14 protein-coding genes are annotated in these 16859 nt (G+C 58.5%); 5 read left to right on the top strand and 9 right to left on the bottom strand.

Features of this window, described 5'->3' with window-relative positions:
* Positions 1-22 precede the first annotated feature (22 nt).
* Positions 23-2239: a transglycosylase SLT domain-containing protein gene (locus HY010_01945; protein ID MBI3474466.1), complete on the top strand. Its 2217-nt coding sequence runs from the start codon at positions 23-25 to the stop codon at positions 2237-2239.
* 52 nt (positions 2240-2291) lie between these two features.
* On the opposite strand, the gene lspA is transcribed toward HY010_01945, so the two are convergent.
* A complete protein-coding gene (gene lspA / locus HY010_01940; GenBank protein MBI3474465.1) occupies positions 2292-2777 on the bottom strand; it encodes a signal peptidase II in 486 nt (161 codons plus the stop codon).
* A 131-nt stretch (positions 2778-2908) separates the two neighbouring features.
* On the bottom strand, positions 2909-5887 hold the full coding sequence (gene ileS / locus HY010_01935; protein MBI3474464.1) for an isoleucine--tRNA ligase: 2979 nt from the start codon (positions 5885-5887) through the stop codon (positions 2909-2911).
* An 80-nt stretch (positions 5888-5967) separates the two neighbouring features.
* On the opposite strand from ileS, the gene HY010_01930 reads away from it, so the two are divergent.
* Complete coding sequence (locus tag HY010_01930) at positions 5968-6984, top strand: energy transducer TonB (protein MBI3474463.1); 1017 nt, start codon at positions 5968-5970, stop codon at positions 6982-6984.
* A gap of 113 nt (positions 6985-7097) precedes the next feature.
* Here HY010_01930 and HY010_01925 read toward each other — a convergent pair whose 3' ends face one another.
* The 3 genes from HY010_01925 to HY010_01915 are packed head-to-tail and all read right to left on the bottom strand — an operon-like array spanning position 7098 to position 9006.
* Positions 7098-7889, bottom strand: a complete 792-nt coding sequence (locus HY010_01925; GenBank protein MBI3474462.1) for an MOSC domain-containing protein — start codon at positions 7887-7889, stop codon at positions 7098-7100.
* 7 nt (positions 7890-7896) lie between these two features.
* On the bottom strand, positions 7897-8724 hold the full coding sequence (locus HY010_01920; GenBank protein MBI3474461.1) for a glutamate racemase: 828 nt from the start codon (positions 8722-8724) through the stop codon (positions 7897-7899).
* Positions 8725-8733: 9 nt separating this feature from the next.
* Positions 8734-9006: a DUF4242 domain-containing protein gene (locus tag HY010_01915; GenBank protein MBI3474460.1), complete on the bottom strand. Its 273-nt coding sequence runs from the start codon at positions 9004-9006 to the stop codon at positions 8734-8736.
* Between the two features lie 206 nt (positions 9007-9212).
* Here HY010_01915 and ftcD point away from each other — a divergent pair, with 206 nt between their 5' ends.
* On the top strand, positions 9213-10685 hold the full coding sequence (gene ftcD, locus HY010_01910; GenBank protein ID MBI3474459.1) for a glutamate formimidoyltransferase: 1473 nt from the start codon (positions 9213-9215) through the stop codon (positions 10683-10685).
* 251 nt (positions 10686-10936) lie between these two features.
* Positions 10937-11866, top strand: a complete 930-nt coding sequence (locus tag HY010_01905; GenBank protein MBI3474458.1) for a hypothetical protein — start codon at positions 10937-10939, stop codon at positions 11864-11866.
* Positions 11867-11920: 54 nt separating this feature from the next.
* Here the strand turns inward: HY010_01905 and HY010_01900 are convergent, their stop codons facing one another.
* Positions 11921-12541 (bottom strand): ABATE domain-containing protein, encoded by a 621-nt coding sequence (locus HY010_01900; protein MBI3474457.1) that lies wholly within the window; start codon positions 12539-12541, stop codon positions 11921-11923.
* Between the two features lie 103 nt (positions 12542-12644).
* On the opposite strand from HY010_01900, the gene HY010_01895 reads away from it, so the two are divergent.
* Positions 12645-13601 (top strand): EamA family transporter, encoded by a 957-nt coding sequence (locus HY010_01895; protein ID MBI3474456.1) that lies wholly within the window; start codon positions 12645-12647, stop codon positions 13599-13601.
* A gap of 46 nt (positions 13602-13647) precedes the next feature.
* Here the strand turns inward: HY010_01895 and glmU are convergent, their stop codons facing one another.
* The 3 genes from glmU to HY010_01880 all read right to left on the bottom strand — a co-directional run bounded on the left by glmU (position 13648) and on the right by HY010_01880 (position 16840).
* Complete coding sequence (gene glmU / locus HY010_01890) at positions 13648-15084, bottom strand: bifunctional UDP-N-acetylglucosamine diphosphorylase/glucosamine-1-phosphate N-acetyltransferase GlmU (protein MBI3474455.1); 1437 nt, start codon at positions 15082-15084, stop codon at positions 13648-13650.
* A 102-nt stretch (positions 15085-15186) separates the two neighbouring features.
* Entirely contained in the window at positions 15187-16230 is a 1044-nt protein-coding gene (gene yvcK / locus HY010_01885; GenBank protein ID MBI3474454.1) for a uridine diphosphate-N-acetylglucosamine-binding protein YvcK, read from the bottom strand.
* A 46-nt stretch (positions 16231-16276) separates the two neighbouring features.
* Positions 16277-16840: a tetratricopeptide repeat protein gene (locus tag HY010_01880; GenBank protein ID MBI3474453.1), complete on the bottom strand. Its 564-nt coding sequence runs from the start codon at positions 16838-16840 to the stop codon at positions 16277-16279.
* Positions 16841-16859: the final 19 nt, after the last annotated feature.

Here is a 16859-nt window from a genome sequence, read left to right as displayed (position 1 = left end):
CCTAATTTTGCCCGATGCAGGCATGGCGCAGAGTACCTCCTCAGCGCGCAAGACTTCCGCTGCCAGCGCGAAGAAAAAAACGTCAGCAACCAGCAAGTCTGTAAAGAGCAAGAAGAGGAGAAAAGAAGCATCTCCGAGGGTCCGCCGCGTGAAGCGAGCCTTTGTTGCTTCCGCGAGCCTGCGTCCGATGGCCCAACAGCTGTTGCAGGACCGCACTCCCGCCGCTTATGCCGGAGTTGAAACCTACGCCCGCCAGCACGCTAAGGAAGACGCGGGCGCCTTAGCCTGGCTGGTGGTCGGCTACGCTCGCTCGCTCGATCATGACTACGGGAGAGCGATTGATCCGCTGAACCGTTCGAAATCCGGCGCCAGTGAACTGGGCGACTACGTGGCCTACTACCTGGGCGACGCCTACCTTGAGACTGGACACACCGCGGAAGCGCTTTCCACTCTGGCCGATTTCAATAAAAATTTCTCTGACTCTCTTCTCACCCGTGACGTGCATCTCGTCTACGCCAGTGCGCTGATGAAAGAAAACCGGGCGCAGGAAGCGGCCACCTTACTGGAAAAAGACCGTGAGCCGGTGCGCAGCGATCTAGAACTGGCCATCGGGCGAGCTTACGCCACCTTGGGTCAGCAAGAAAAAGCTTCGACCGCATTCCGCAACGTCTACTACAACCTGCCGGTGAGTGCGGAGTCCGACGCCGCCGGAGCAGAACTGCGCAAGCTGAAAATTACCGGAACCCTCACCGAGCGCCGCACTCGTGCCGACCTTTTGTTCAAAGCGCGCCGCTACAGTGACGCCGCCAACGAGTACCGCGATCTGCTCGATGAAGTGACTCCAGCCGAACGCCCTGTCCTGCAACTCGCTTTGGCCAGCTCTCTATTGAAGAATGACCGGAGCCGCGAGGCCCGCCAGGTCCTGACCGCGATGGGACCGCAAACCGGAGATGCTGAAGCGCAGCGACTGTATCTGGTCAACGAAACGGCCCGCTCCAGCAATGATGACGAAGATGTGCAGCGCTCCCTCGCGCAACTTCGCCAGTTCGGGCCCACCAGCCCATGGCTGGAACAAGCTCTGCTCTCAGCCGCGAACATGTATCTGCTCAAGCGCGACTACGACCGCGCCATCGATCATTTCCGCGAACTGCAACAACGTTTTCCGAGCGCCCCTCGCGCCAGCTATGCGCACTGGAAGACCGCGTGGCTCTGTTTCCGGCAAGGCCGCGCCGACGAAGCCCGCAAAGGATTTGAAGATCAGATCGCGCTCTATCCCGATTCCAATGAAGTGCCGGCCGCGCTCTACTGGCGCGCGCGTGTTGCCGAAGAAGATGGCGACGCGGCTATGGCCAGAGCGTTTTACCAGAAGCTGACGTCGCGCTTTCTGAATTACTACTACGCCGAACTAGGCCGCCAGCGTCTGAAGAATCTTCCGGCTGCAAGCGCCGACGTCGCGCATCATTACGCTCTATTGGACCGGGTGCCTCCGCTTTCGCAAAAAGATAAGGTCGCTGACAGCGAGCCACCTGAAGAGAACCTCCGTTTGCAGCGTGCGCGATTGCTTTCGAACGGCGCGTTAGCAGACCTTGCTGTCCGCGAGTTGCAGGCTGCCGCTCTCGAAGACGGCGGATCGTGGGCACTGTCCGAAACCGTCCGCATCTATCAGGATGGCGGCCAGTACAACCGCGCCATTCAGACTCTCAAGCGCGCCAAGCCTAACTATTTTGCCGTCGACGTACCGGAACTGCCACGTGCCTATTGGGACGGACTCTTTCCCAAACCGTATTGGACCGATCTCCGTAAATACTCGCAGCAGAACGGACTCAGTCCCTACCTCGTCGCTTCGCTGATCCGGCAGGAGTCGGAATTCAATCCGATGGCCGTGTCACGGGCCAACGCCGTTGGACTGATGCAATTGCTTCCCAGCGTCGGCAAGCACGTCGCAAAAGAAATCAAGCTGAAAGGCTATAACCCGAGCCAACTCTACACGCCGTCCGTCAATATGCAACTCGGGACTCGCTACTTCAAATCCATGGTCGACAAGTACGGCGGACAACTCGAATACGCCCTCGCCGCCTACAACGCCGGCAGCGACCGCGTCGGCGACTGGCTCGGACAAGGACACTACCGCGATCCACAGGAATTCGTGGAGTCCATACCGTTTACGGAGACTCGCGAGTACGTGCAGGCAATCTTGCGGAATGAAACGCTGTATCAGCGGCTGTACGGCACGCCGTAGGCCAGCGCCCCGTCCTATCTTCGCTTACGCAGGTGCTTGGCGGAGTTTGGTCTCACACCGTCGTATGCGTCGTTGGCTTTGCAAACAAAATCTCAATCACCAGCAGCACCGCGCCCACCACAATCGCACTGTCCGCCACGTTGAAGGCCGGCCACTGATGCTGCCCGACATAGAGCAGCAGAAAATCCACGACGTGCCCGCTGACCACGCGATCCCACAAGTTCCCGATCGCGCCGCCTAGAATCAGCGAGAGACCAATGCCGGTGGTCGTGAACCGGTGGCTCGTCTTCCAAAGCAGCACCGAGACGATCGATAACGCGATCAGCGAGAACAGAATCAGCACGCCGACCTTCCATTGCGAAGGCGAGTCCGCGAAGAGCCCAAATGCAGCGCCCCGGTTCTCGGTGTGGATGATGCTGAAGAATCCTGGGATCACTCGAATATTGTCGTGAAACGACAACCGGCGAGCGATCGTTATTTTGGTGACGCGATCCAACGCAATCACGATCACCGCAATCAGAAAATGATACTTACGCATGAACAGCAGAACCCCTGTCTTAGACACTCAACTAAAACGTGGGGACAGGTCTCTGACCTGTCCATGCCGAGCCATGCTCAGCAGTTTTTTACTGTGCAATAAAAAATGGCGGCCCTGCGGGCCGGGACAGGTCAGAGACCTGTCCCCACATCAATCACATTTAGCACGGCGCTACAGCGCTCGCACGCGGTCGGATAGGTCTTATCCTCACCAACCCGAGTCGAGTAGTTCCAGCAGCGCTCGCACTTCGTGCCGTCGGCCTTTTTCACTGCGACTTGGACTCCGCTGCTGCCATTGCCCGAACCTTGCACAACGCTCGCCGCCGAAACGATGAACAGATACCGCAATTCTCCCTCGTAACGTTTCAAGAGCGAGAACATCGGATCCGCCGCCGTGATTGCGACCTGCGCCTCGAGTCCCGTTCCGATGAGTTTCTGGTTGCGTGCCTCTTCGAGCGCCTTCAGGACTTCGTCACGCACTGACCGCAAGGCCGCCCAATCCTGATCCTGTTGTTCGCTGTGCGGGGTAGCGCCCGCGCCCAGGATGTCGGACGTCGCCGGAAACATCGCCAGGTGCACGCTCTCTTCCCGGCTCGCAATCTTCGGCAGATGCTCCCAGATCTCCTCCGACATGAACGTCAGGATCGGCGCCAGCAAACGCGCCAGTGCCTCTCCAATCCGCCAGACCGCAGTCTGCGCCGAACGCCGGCCGAGCGACTTGGGAGCGGAAATGTAGAAGCGGTCTTTGAGCACATCGAAGTAAAACGCGCTCAAGTCCACGATGCAGAAATGATTCACCCGGTGATAAATCCTGTGAAATGCAAAGTCGTCATACGACTTCCTGACATCGTTCGCGAACGCGGAGGTCTGCCGCAGCATGTACTGGTCGAGCACTTCCATCTCGCCGAAGGGCACCGAGTCTTTCTGCGGATCGAAATCGTACAGATTGCTCAGGATGTAGCGGAACGTGTTACGGATTTTCTTGTAGTTCTCGCCTACCCGCTGCATCAGCGCTTCGGACCCAACCACGTCTTCGCGGAAATCGACCGAAGCCGTCCACAGCCGCACAATCTCGCCGCCGAGTCGATTTGCGATATCGACCGGATCGACATCGTTGCCACGCGACTTCGACATCGCCTGGCCTTTTTCGTCCAGCGTCCACCCCGGTGTGACGACGCCGCGAAACGGCGGCGTGGCGTGAGTTCCCATCGCGCACAGCAGGGAAGACTGAAACCATCCGCGATACTGGTCGCCGCCTTCGAGATAAAGATCCGCAGGCCACGGATTTTGCGGGTCTGCCGCACGGAGAGTCAGGTAGCTCGCGCCCGACTCCAGCCACACGTCGAAGATGTCCGTTTCTTTTTCGAACTTCGTGCCACTGCAATGAGCGCATTTCGTTCCCGTCGGAACAATCGTGTCTGGCTCGGACGTGAACCACGCATCGGCCCCCGCGCGCGCGAACAGTTCCACCACTTTGCGATTCACCGCATGATCATTCAACGGCTTGCCGCATGATTCGCACAGGAAGACTGCGATCGGCACGCCCCACACTCGTTGCCGCGAGATACACCAGTCGGGCCGAGTCTGGATCATGTTCGAAAGGCGTTCTTCGCCCCACGCCGGATCCCACTTCACATCCTTGATTCGCTCCAGTGTCCGGGTGCGCAGCGTGTCCGCTTTCGACTTTCCATCCGGCATCGGCGTTTCCATCGAGATGAACCATTGCTCGGTCGCGCGGAAAATGACCGGGTTGTGGCAACGCCAGCAATGCGGATAGGAATGTTCCGTCTTTTCCGTATGCAGCAGAGCCCCGCGGCTCTTCACCAGTTCTATGATCGGCGCATTCGCCTCCCACACTCGCTTGCCTGTGTATTCCGGCAGTCCGTTGCGCAGGATGCCTTTTTCGTCGACGTTGCTGGTCGCGTCGAGGCCATACTTCACGCCCGTGATGAAATCCTCCGCACCATGCGACGGAGCGGTATGAACAACGCCCGTGCCCGTATCCATAGTGACGTAATCGGCCAGCACGCCCAGGACTTTGCGATCGAGAAATGGATGCTGGAAGTTCAGCCGCTCCATCTTTCGCCCAGGGAAGTGAGCGAGTTCGCGAGGGTTGGCGAGGCCGCACTTTTCAGCCGCATCTTTCGCCAGCTTCGAAGCGACGATGTACACTTCGCCGCCAGACTCCAGCGCTACGTACTCTTCATCCGGATGGAATGCGACCGCCATCGATGCCGGCAGCGTCCACGGAGTGGTCGTCCAGATGATCGTCGACGCTTTCTTTCCGGCCAGTGACGCGTCTATTCCAGCGGGATCGTCGAGCAGGGAATACTTCACCCAGACGGTCGAACTGGTGTGGTTCTCGTACTCGACTTCCGCTTCGGCAAGCGCAGTTTCGTCGTGCATGCACCAGTAGACGGCACGCAGCCCTTTGTAGACGAAGTTGTTTTCGTAGAACGAGAAAAATGTCTCGAGCACGACCGACTCGTATTGCGGATTCATGGTGACGTAGGGATCGTCGAAGCGTCCGAAGACGCCGATGCGCTTGAACTGCTGGCGCTGCAGATCGAGATATTTTTGCGCGTACTTGCGACATTCCGCGCGCACGTCGTTCGGCCGCATCTGGAGCTTCTTGCCGCCGAGTTCTTTGTCGACTTTGATTTCGATGGGCAGTCCATGACAGTCCCATCCCGGCACATAGGGCGCGTCCATGCCCGACATGGTTTTGGACTTCACGATGAAGTCCTTCAGGCACTTGTTCATGGCGGTGCCGAGGTGGATGGGGCCGCTGGTATAGGGAGGGCCGTCATGCAACAGGTAAACAGGCGATCCCTTGCGAGCCGTTCGCACACGCTCGTAGAGGGCCATCTCTTCCCAGCGAGCCAGCATCTTGGGCTCGTTGACGGGAAGATTTGCCTTCATTGAGAAGTCGGTTTTAGGCAGGTTGAGGGTGGATTTGAACTCGCTCGGCACTAGCTGGATTCTCCCAAATGATTGAATCTTTTCATTATAGGGAGCGCAGAAGGACACGTCTATTGGAGACGGGAACAACCGTCCGTATGCAAAAAGTACTGTATCGCTTTGAGAAAAAGCGTGTACAATTTTTGTCATAGCGGACAGTTCGCGCATCTAAGGGAATAGAAAGCAATGCTCTGCCCTTGTTTTGACGCGGGGCAGCTTCCTCGGAAAATATGGCCGACATCGAAATCCCGCGGAATCCGCAAGAGCTGGCCAGTCCTGCAGCCCCTGAGCCCACGCTCAATCTCCTCCTGAAAGATGAAATTCTAGACGGCCCCCTTTACAAGAGACTTTTTCAGGGCTTGGATGATTTCTTCTTCCCGAAGAAGTTGCCGCCTCTGGTATTGACCTCGAAGCCAGTTCCAGTGCGGGACATTTGGGGGCTCTACGGGAACTACAAGTCTCGAGGCGCTCTGGGATCGACGGTCGTTCACATCATCGCCGTGGCGATCATCATTAGCGGCGCACTATTTGCGCGCAGAGTGGTCACTGAACTGAAGCCCCAGGAAACAATCGTGCTGCTTGCTCCGGACGGCATTCCGACCTTGGAGCCTTCGAAAAAGATTTCGGGCGGTGGTGGCGGTGGCGGCGATCGCGACAAAATTCAAGCTTCACAGGGACGCCTGCCAAAGAAGGCTTTGGAACAGTTCACTCCGCCGGCCGCAGTGATCCGTAATCAGCATCCGATCCTGCCCAAGGAAGCGACCGTAGTGATGGCGCCAGACGTGAAGTTGGCGCAGCTCACTCTCCCAAACTTGGGAGATCCTCTTTCGCACTCTACGGCGCCCCCCTCAAACGGAGTGGGTTCCGGTGCAGGCATCGGCTCCGGATCAGGCGGTGGTGTTGGGATGGGTACTGGCCCCGGATTCGGTGAAGGCCGCGGTGGCGGCACCGGCGGCGGTGTATTCCGCGTTGGCAACGGTGTTGCAGCCCCGAAGCTGATTTACGATCCCGAACCTGAGTATTCCGAAGAAGCCCGCAAAGCGAAGTATCAGGGCACCTGCGTACTTTCCGTCGTCGTTGGACCAGACGGTCTGGCGCATGACATCAAAGTCACGAATACACTTGGTCTTGGTCTGGACGAAAAAGCGATTGAAGCAGTCAGGAAATGGCGTTTTGATCCCGCCACCAAAGACGGCAAGCCCGTCAACGTCCTGATTTCAGTCCAGGTAAATTTCCGGCTGTACTAGCATTCAGATCTTTAGAATTAAAGAGCGGCCGCGCAAGCGGCCGTTTTTGTTGCGCCATCGTGTTGTGAAGCGCGCACTGATTGGAGCAGCAGTGGCGAGGCAGTGATCCTGCCTCAATCCGACAGCGTGATCTCGTCGCCTGGCCGTATGGTTCCCTCCACCAGAACTGCTCCGTAGACCCCGGCCTGGCCTTCATGGTCGCGAGCCAGCCGCTTCATCAACTCGGGACCAGGCTGCGCGGTGTCGGGATCGAGTGTGATGATCTTGCAGCGGGAGTCGCGATTTAGCACTGCGACTGCCGCTCTTGTACCAATCCGTAAGGTCCGGCCCACGAACTCGTCTTCACCGAAACCTTTTTCCGATTCAAGATCGACATAAAGATTGGCGCGGAATCGCCGCTTGTCCACGTCGATTCCTAACTCCTGGCTCAGCGCGCGTGCGGTTTGGATGGAAAAGATCGAGATAGGGCGGCAGTCTGTCATTGCCCGGTGGGATCGAAGTAGCGTCAGTTCATGTTTCTCTGCGATGCCTTCGCGCAGCAGGCTCATCAGCTTGGGATCATCAATGGCGAACCGTTCTCCTGCCGGTGTATCGACGTCCACCATGAGATCGGAGAGTTCCCCATAGACCGGCGTGAGGCCAGACCCGAGCGCTTCCGCTTCCGCGAGGTTATCCGGCTGGAGCGTGCGCTCGGAATGCCGGTAGCGGGGCCGATACAGCAGCATCGCTTCCTGCTCGCGTGCCGTCAGCCAGGGGAATCCTGGCGGGGATGCCGCGCTCCGAAAGGCATACAAACGGTCACCGTAGACGCCAGGAAACCCGACAAAGGCTTCCTGCAACTCCTCGCCGCGCATGCTCTTGACCGGGTATCGCCAGAGACTCTCGATCTTGCCGACCACTTTCAATCTGTTCCTACTCCTTTAAGTCCACGTGCACCACATCCTCGACTGGGCGTCCCAGAAACCGCGTCCCCATCTTCTTGAACTTCTCCGCCGAATCAGTGGCAAAGAACTTGAGGCGCGGCACCGCCCGTTTTTCAGACTCTCCCTGCAGGTGGAGCGGCGACTTCCGCAGTTCTTCCGCGACCGCCTGCGCCGTCGACTCTGCCGAATCCACGATGGTGATGTGATCCGGCGCAACTCGCCGCAGCAAAGGCTGGATTAGCGGATAGTGCGTGCAGCCCAGCACCAGCACATCTGCGTCATGCGAGTCGTCTGCGAACGCCTCCGACAGATAAATTCGCGCCACCTGTTCGGTGACAGTGTGCTCGGTCCAGCCCTCTTCGACGAGCGGTACAAACAGGGGACACGCTTTCTCCGTCGCGGCGACTCCTTTACTCTCCAGCGCGCGCCGGTAAGCGTGGCTGGCGACGGTGGCTTCGGTGCCGAGGACGACGACTTTCTTTTTGCGGCTGGCCGCAACTGCGGCCTCAGCGCCCGGTTCGACTACTCCGATGACTTTCACCTGTGCTGCCGCTTTGATTTCGTCGAGGGCGAGAGCCGTCGCAGTGTTGCAGGCAATGACCAGCAACTCAGCGCCGTGTTCTTGCAAGAAATGCGCCGCTCCCGTGGCATAGTGGGCCACCGTTGCCGCGGACTTCGATCCGTACGGCAGGCGCGCCGAGTCGCCGAAATACAGATAGTCAGCGTCCGGTACGCGGCCCAGTAGCGCGCGCAGGACGGTCAATCCGCCCACGCCGGAATCAAATACGCCGATCGTTGGTCTTCGGGAAGCAGTCACAGGAGGCCGTTACTCCGCGGTCGTGGGACTGATCACGTTGCGCACTGCCGAAACCCTGTTCGCCGGAAATCCCCCCTGCTTGGCATGCTCGCGGATTATCTCTTCGTTGGGCGCGATGTAAATGCAATAAATCTTGTCATCGGTGACGAAGCTCTCGACCCACTGGATTTGCGGTCCCAGATTGCGCAACACTCCGCATGACGTCTGCGAGATTCCCTTCAAATCCTGCGCGCTCAACTTCCCGGCATTCGGGATTTCCCGCTCGATCACGTACTTTGGCATAATTTGACGCCCTCCCGGTTCATTCGCCGCCACTGACAACGGCGAATCACGGATTTTAGCACCCGCCTAGGTCAATCCCGTTTTCCTCCGTGACCTCTGTGTCCCCCGTGGTTAAGAGTTGGTTCTCCACCACGGGGGTCACGGAGGTCACGGAGGAAGGCAGTCAGAGTTGCGGGACCTGCTTCCTCCCTTTATCCTTCTCGCGTATGCCGACCACGCTCGTCGAATGTGTCCCGAATTTTTCCGAAGGCCGTGACAAAGCCAAAGTCGATGCCATCGTCGACGCCATGAAAATGTCCGGCGTCTATCTTCTCGACCGCGAGATGGATTCCGACCACAACCGCTGCGTGATCACCCTTGTCGGCGATCGCGATGCCATTCAGGAAGCAGTGATCCGCGGAGTAGGCAAGGCCTCGGAGTTGATCGACCTGACCAAGCACCAGGGCGCTCACCCGCGCATGGGAGCCGCCGACGTTGTGCCGTTTATCCCAATCGAAGGCGTCACCATCGAAGACTGCGTGGCCATGGCGAAGCATGTCGGCGCGGAAATCTGGAAGCGCTTTCAGATTCCGGTGTACCTCTACGAAGCGGCCGCCGCCACTCCCGAGCGCCAGGGACTGGAAAACATCCGCCGCGGACAATTCGAAGGCATCCGCGATGAGATCGCGACCAACCCCGCGCGCCGCCCCGATATCGGAGAACCACGCATCCATCCCACGGCCGGAGCGACCGTCGTCGGCGCCCGCAAAGCGCTGATTGCTTACAACGTCTTTTTGAATACGACCGACGTCGACATCGCCAAGAAGGTCGCTAAAGCCGTGCGTTTTTCCAGCGGAGGATTGCGCTTCGTCAAGGGCGCAGGATTCCTTGTCCGTGGCATGGCGCAAGTCTCGATGAACCTCACTGATTTCGAGCAGACGCCCATTCACCGCGTCTTCGAATACGTAAAGCGCGAAGCTGCGCGTTATGGCGTGATCCCAGTCTCCAGCGAGATCGTCGGACTCCTCCCGAAGAAAGCTCTCGAGCAAGCCGCCGAGTGGTTCCTGCAGGTGGAAAACTTCGATTCCTCGCTGATCCTCGAGAACCGCCTCGCCGCCGTCATCAGCGGCAAGATGGCGGTCGGCGGACTGCGTGCAGGAGTCGAGCCCTTCGTCGAGCAACTCGCCGCCGCCACCGCCACTCCCGGCGGAGGTAGCGCCGCTGCCGCGAGCGGAGCCATGGCCGCCGGACTCGCCACCATGGTCGCCACGATGTCGCGCGGCAAGAAGGCCTATCTCCAGCACGAAGCCGCGCACAGCGAAGCCATCGCGCGCCTCGGCCAGCTCCGCGAAGAACTCAAAGCCGCCATCGACGCCGATGCGGAGTCCTATAACCAGGTGATGAAGGCGTACAAGTCAGCGAAAGAATCGTCTGATGGCGATACAGCCATCACCGCCGCGTTGAAACAAGCCACCAACGTCCCTCTCGGAGTCGCAGAGGGCGTCGTTGAAGTTGCGGCCATCGCCGAAAAGCTCAAGGCCATCACCAATCCCAATATGAAGTCCGATCTGACCACGGCCATCGCACTAGCCCAAGCGGCGCTGACAGGCGCGCTTGCCAACGTGGAGATCAATCTGGAATTGCTGAAAGACGATGCCTTTGTCGCGCAGACCAGGAGGAAGGCTCTGGCGTTGAAATAGAACTGTCATCCCGAGCGAACCGGGACCGCATCTTTCCGTGACAGCACAGATCCATCGCTTCGCGAGACGACAGAATCTTCCATTTGACCGCGCAAGTTCCGCTCATTTCCACGTTCCAATGACAGGTCCCAGGTATGCACTTTAGTACCGGTTTCAACCTCCGATTCGGCATTAAAATAGTATCTGGATCGTGAACCGGGTACTTTGCAGATCGCATCCAACCATGCAGACCCTCACGAGGAATGATGTTTATGAAAAATAGTGTTTTTGCTGTAATTCTTTTGTGCGCGACCGCCGGCTATGCCATGCCGATCGCCTCGTCAGCGCGTGCCATGGTGCCTGCTGAAATTCAGCAACTGATCGGCGTCGACTACCGCGCTCTCAAGGATTCTCCCACTGCCCAGGCCCTCAAGGCGCAGGTACTGCCCGAGAACCTCAAGCAGTTCGAAGCGGCTCTCAAGGGCATCGGCATCGACGCGGAACACGACCTTGACCAGTTGACCTTCGCCTCATTCCGTTCCGGCAAGCAGGGACTGCAGGTCGTGAGCGTTGCCCAGGGATCATTCTCGGCGAAGGCTGTCCTCAAGAGAATGAAGCTCAAGAAGATCAGTTCCGTGAAATACGGCACCGCTCTGCTTTATCCAATGGCCGACGGCCTGATCATGACTTTTCTCGACGACAACACTCTGGCTTTCGGGACGCAGGCCTCTTTAAAGAGCGGCCTCGACGCCCGTGACGGGAAGCGCCCCACGCTCGATTCCAATCCCCAGATGGCGGAGCAGATGGCGTCGGTGGACGGTTCGCCCGTGTGGAGCGTCCTCGACCAGCAGGGAACCCAGGCCATGATGCGTTCCGCATTGGGTGACGCATCCAAAATCGCCGATTACGAGACTCTCAAGAAGCGCATCCTCGCGTCGCGCTATACCATGAGCTTTCAGAGCGGCGTGAACTTTGATCTGAGCGTGCTGACGTCCGACTCCATGACCGCCGCAACCCTGTCGTCACTGGTCAAAGCCGGCATGCTCTACAAGAAGCTCAACGCTTCTCCGATCGAGAAGACCGCCCTCGACAGCACTTCGGTCGATTCCGACAGCTCGAATCTGCAGGTGCATTTCAAGACCGACGACCAGAAATTCCAGTCGCTACTGCACTCGGAATTGTTCGCAGCCGTCTCGCGCTAGTTGTCTAACTAACGAATCTTTCATAGAGACGCGGCTTGCCGCGTCTCTGTGCTCTCATCGGGAACGGGCCTTTCGCACGCTGCCTTGTCGCCGGTAGAATTTTCGGGCCTTAATCCGGTTACCGCAAATCTTCATGTCACACCATCGCCGGCTGTGATTCTTGCTGCGATCCACAAAGAGCCAACGGCAGGTGCCGGCCCCGCATTCCCGCACATATTGGAGGTCGTCCCCAGTCAGCAGATCGCTGGCAGAACGGGCAATTGGCCACAAGACAAAATCCAGTGGGAGATCGGATTGCGCCCAGTCCATGCGGAATCCTTTTTGGTTAGGCTGCAATTTGAGATGAGCAAGAGCTTCGTCCAGAAAAGTGTTGAGAACGCCAAGATCATTCGCGGCGACCTTGCGATGATTCGCGATGGCAGTCGCGATCCGGTACAAACACTCTCGCAATGTCACGGCGCGCTCGTGAACTGATTCGGCCCTGCCCGGATGGGCCAAGGCCTCACGGCCGAGCATTCGCTGCTGTCCGGCCGAAACGGCTCCCGCTTGCACCGCCCACTCCAACAAGTCGGCGTAGGACGGCACCAGTTCCTGCCGCCTCTCCCGGACAAGACGGTTGTCCACCGTGTTGATGAAGTCCAGGCAAAGCTCGCCTGCAATAATTTGAAACTTCACAGGAACACTCTCATCAAGATCGTATTGTAACTGGCGAAATGTCCATTGACAGGTTACAGATCGCTCTCTAGAATATAACCTTCGAAAGTGAGTATTGCAAGTTATGTCGACCGCGACCATCCATGCGCCCATCGCTGCTCCCGCCGCAAGGCCGTCGCGCCTCTCGATGGTCCTCGCATTTTTTGCGATCTACATTGTGTGGGGCACCACGTACCTGGCGATTCGCTACGCGGTTGAGACCATCCCTCCGTTGGTTACGGCAGGCCTCCGTCATACGAGTGCAGGCGTGATCCTGCTAGCGATCGCATGGTCGCGCGGATTTCGTCCGCGCCGTGAGCACTGGATTGCTGGTACGGTCCTGGGCGCACTGTTCTTCCTGGTCGGCCACGGTACGCTGCACTGGGCCGAGCAATATGTATCGTCAGGACTTTCCGCACTGCTGGTGGCCAGCGAACCCCTCTGGATATTGGTCCTGGGCGCCGCTATGGGCCAACAACGGATCAACTGGAAGAGCGGCCTAGGCCTCTTAATGGGGATGGCTGGCGTCGGCATCCTGACGGCGCGAGAATTTACGACCCGCAGTTCGATGACGATCGCGGTGATCGCCATCCTGGTCGGAGCCGCCTCATGGGCGGTAGGAGTATGTATTTCCCCAAGACTGCGCTTGCCGCGCGATCCCGTCGGGCGCACCGCGATCCCCGTGCTTTGTGGCGCTGCAATGTTGCTATTGGTTGCTGGTGGATCGGGAGAGTTTTCCGCCATGCACTGGGGAGCGGTCTCGCTGAAGTCGTGGCTGGGCCTGGCGTACCTGATCACCTTCGGTTCGGTGATCGCTTTCACCGCCTATACATGGCTCTTGCAGCATTGCTCGCCGACGCTGGTCGCGACCCATACCTTCGTCAATCCGCTGGTAGCAGTACTGGTGGGATGGCTCTGGGCTTCCGAAGCAATCAGCGTGCGCATCGTGATCGCGACGGCGGTAATTCTGGCAGCAATTGTCCTGATTCAACGTGGCGACCGTCACGCCGAGTTGCAGGCGGAAGCTGTCCAGTCCGACTAATTGCAGAAGTAAGAAGTCAGCAATTTGATTGCTACCTTCTGCAGTCTTACTTCTGACCTCTTGCTTTTCTCTGCTGCGCGGCCCAACCCTCTTTCACCGTCTGTCGGGCCCGTCCCAGCGCGAGCGAATCCGCCGGTACATCCTCGGTGATGCACGAGGCGGCCGCAACGTACGCACCTCGTCCGATCTTCAGGGGCGCAACCAGAATGGAATCGCTGCCCACGAACACGCCGTCCTCGATAATCGTTTTGTGCTTGTGCGTGCCATCGTAGTTGCATGTAATCGTGCCCGCGCCCACGTTGACGCCCTCGCCGATTTCCGCGTCGCCCAGGTAACTGAGGTGATTGGCCTTGGAACCCTTGCCTAGCCTGGTTTTCTTGGTCTCGACGAAATTTCCCAGATGCGCTCCTTCGCCGATATCACTTCCCGGGCGAAGACGCGAATACGGTCCAACTGTGGCCCTGTTCGCGATCCGCGAATCGTCCATTACGCAGCCCGGTAGCACCATCACGCCATCGCCGATCTCCGTATTGTTGATGACGCTGTACGAACGGATGCGGCAGTCCGACCCGACCTTCGTCTTGCCGCGAAGTTGCACGAACGGCTCAATCACGGTGTCCGCGCCGATCTGCACGTCGCTGTCGATGACACAGGTCTGTGGATAAAAAATCGTGACGCCCTCTTCCATGAGCTGTTCACATTTTGCCAGGCGCATGCGCGCGTCGAGATCGACAATCTCCGAGCGCTTGTTGCTCCCCAGAACTTCCGCCGCACTCGGAGTTTTTTGCACGACCACCTTGCTCCGCGCACGCCCGAGCACTGCAGCCATATCCGTGAGGTAGTACTCATGATGGGCATTGTCGGTGGAGAGCTTACTGATGTGTTCGTAGAGATCCGGCACCGAAAAAGCATAGAAGCCAGAATTAATTTCGCGGATCTTCCTCTGTTGTGCGTTCGTGGCCTTCTCTTCCACAATGGCCCGCACCTCGGATCCTTTGGCAGTCTTGCGAATCACGCGACCGTAGCCAGTCGGATCTTGCAGGTCCGCACTGAGCAACGTCATCGCAGCCTTTTGCGCGGAATGGAACGCGCTGAGTCTTTGAATCGTCTCCGCGGTAATCAATGGAGCATCGCCCGAAAGCACGATCACCTGATCGTAGCCAGCGAGCGCGTCCTTTGCGACCATCAGCGCGTGTCCTGTACCGCGCTGCTCCGCCTGCAGGACAAACTGCACGCCGGTCGACGCCACCGCCGCTCGTACCTGATCCGCTTCGTGGCCGATGATGACAAAAATGTCCTGTGCCGGAACAACTTTCATCGCCGTCGCGATCACATGGGAGAGAATCGGTTTTCCGCCGACTTCATGGAGAACCTTAGGATGCCTCGACTTGAGTCGCGTTCCCTTACCCGCGGCCATGATCGCAATCGCCACGCGCGGCGGCCGGCTTGAAGACGATGACTTTCTAACTAACGTTTTCGCCATAGTGAGTTCAGTCCAACTTATACGGCAATCTGGAGACCGCAAACAAGAGAGGGCTTTGGGAAGCGCATGCCTTCGGCCTCCGGAGGGATGCGCCGCTGCTACTTAGCGCGGCATCGACTGCCGGTCCGGCGCCTGTGCCATCAATGCCATCAGATCTCGTGCGACGCGATCTGTGGCATGCCGCGCCACTTCGCCTTCATCGAGATAGTCGCCCAGGATCGGGCACACGCCCAACGCCTCAATCGCTTCCAGATCGGCTGCAATTTGCGAAGCGCCTTCCAATGCATACTTGGCCTGCATCTCCGCCGACGCCTGCTTCTGGTTAATCAGCGCGTAGTCGAACAGCTGCGCGCCCGCATGCTTATTCAGTGCGCGGATATGATCTGCCGCCGACAAACCCAGGCTTTCGTTGGCCTGCGTCATCAGATTGCACACAAACACTTTCACTGCCGGGGACTCCACGATCCCCTTGGCAATCCCGCTCACCAGCAAATTGGGAATGAGGCTCGTGAATAGCGACCCCGGCCCGATCGTAATCAAGTCCGCGGACGCCAGCGCTTCCAACGTTTGAGGTAGCGGTTCGACCTGCGCGGGCACGAGAAACAGTTCGCGAATCTTGCCCTTGCTTGCCGTGATCTTGGTTTCGCCGCGGACCCGCGATCCATCTTCCATCAGCGTCTCAAGTTCCACGCTCGATCCGGTTGCCGGATAGATGTGGCCGCGGGTAAGGAGAATTTCTGAAGATAGCCGCACCGCTTCGGCGAAATCTCCCGTAATCGAGGTCAGCGCAGCCAGAAACAGGTTTCCGAAACTGTGCCCCTCCAGCCCCGATCCCTTCTGAAATCGATGCTGAAAGAGTTTGGAGAGCAGAGCCTCGTCTTCGGAAAGGGCAACGATGCAGTTCCGGATGTCGCCCGGCGGCAACATGTTGAACTCTTTGCGCAGCCGTCCACTGGACCCGCCGTCGTCGCTGACCGTTACCACGCCGCACAGTTCGCGGATCGTAATCTGACCCGAATCCGCCAGCGCCGGCGTAAGGACGTAACCCTTCAACCCTTTGAGCAGGGTGGAAAGGCCGGTGCCGCCGCCGATGGCGACGACGCGCAGATCGCGCGCACCAGCCTTGTTGTTATCGGATGTGGGCATGCGCTGCTGCAAGACCATGCAGCACCTGAGCCGGCCGTTGCGCCGGTTAGTAGGTGTTCAGTTCCTCTTCCGCAACGCCTGCTTCCGCTCCCGGATCTGGATACAACAGTTCGGTGAAGCGCGGATCTTCCGCCAGATTCTGGAAGTCGGAATCGTTGCGAGCCTGAAAACGTAGCGCCGGGCTCACCTGGATCGCCTCATCCAGAGTCTTGAGAGCTTCCTCAATGTGTCCCGTCAGGCAGCTGAGAGCGGCCAGTCCGTAAAGAACGTAATCCGATTTCGGCTGCTGTTTGAGCATCTTGTCCAGATGCTCGCGCGCCGTCTCGTAGTCGCCCGTGTTAATGAGCGAAACCGCGAAATCGAAATGCTCCTCCGACGTCTTGAACTGCAGCGCCGGTTTGTCGGAGTGCTGGTCGCAGGTCTGGAGATGGACTTTCGCGCGGTCGCAGAGCGACTTATTCGGCCCGGCCAATACCTTCTGCAGATGCCCCTTGGCCTTCTCGAACTTCCGCTCCTGCAGGGCGCGAACACCCTGTTCGTAACTCTTCACTGCTTCTGTGTGATGTGGATCTTCTGTTACCTGCTTCTTTGCAATCAGCTTCGGTGCCATTAAACCGCCTTGTCGAAAA

Source organism: Acidobacteriota bacterium, assembly GCA_016196065.1.
Lineage (GTDB): Bacteria > Acidobacteriota > Terriglobia > Terriglobales > Acidobacteriaceae > Acidiflorens.
This window is presented reverse-complemented; position numbering and strand designations above follow the sequence as displayed.

Bases quoted from the DNA above. Each gene is read 5' to 3' on its own strand.
- ftcD (MBI3474459.1), top strand. From the start codon at position 9,213: ATGCCGACCACGCTCGTCGAATGTGTCCCGAATTTTTCCGAAGGCCGT.
- HY010_01880 (MBI3474453.1), bottom strand. From the start codon at position 16,840: ATGGCACCGAAGCTGATTGCAAAGAAGCAGGTAACAGAAGATCCACAT.
- HY010_01930 (MBI3474463.1), top strand. From the start codon at position 5,968: ATGGCCGACATCGAAATCCCGCGGAATCCGCAAGAGCTGGCCAGTCCT.
- HY010_01915 (MBI3474460.1), bottom strand. From the start codon at position 9,006: ATGCCAAAGTACGTGATCGAGCGGGAAATCCCGAATGCCGGGAAGTTG.
- HY010_01905 (MBI3474458.1), top strand. From the start codon at position 10,937: ATGAAAAATAGTGTTTTTGCTGTAATTCTTTTGTGCGCGACCGCCGGC.
- HY010_01945 (MBI3474466.1), top strand. From the start codon at position 23: ATGGCGCAGAGTACCTCCTCAGCGCGCAAGACTTCCGCTGCCAGCGCG.
- glmU (MBI3474455.1), bottom strand. From the start codon at position 15,084: ATGGCGAAAACGTTAGTTAGAAAGTCATCGTCTTCAAGCCGGCCGCCG.
- HY010_01895 (MBI3474456.1), top strand. From the start codon at position 12,645: ATGTCGACCGCGACCATCCATGCGCCCATCGCTGCTCCCGCCGCAAGG.
- yvcK (MBI3474454.1), bottom strand. From the start codon at position 16,230: ATGCCCACATCCGATAACAACAAGGCTGGTGCGCGCGATCTGCGCGTC.
- lspA (MBI3474465.1), bottom strand. From the start codon at position 2,777: ATGCGTAAGTATCATTTTCTGATTGCGGTGATCGTGATTGCGTTGGAT.
- ileS (MBI3474464.1), bottom strand. From the start codon at position 5,887: ATGACAAAAATTGTACACGCTTTTTCTCAAAGCGATACAGTACTTTTT.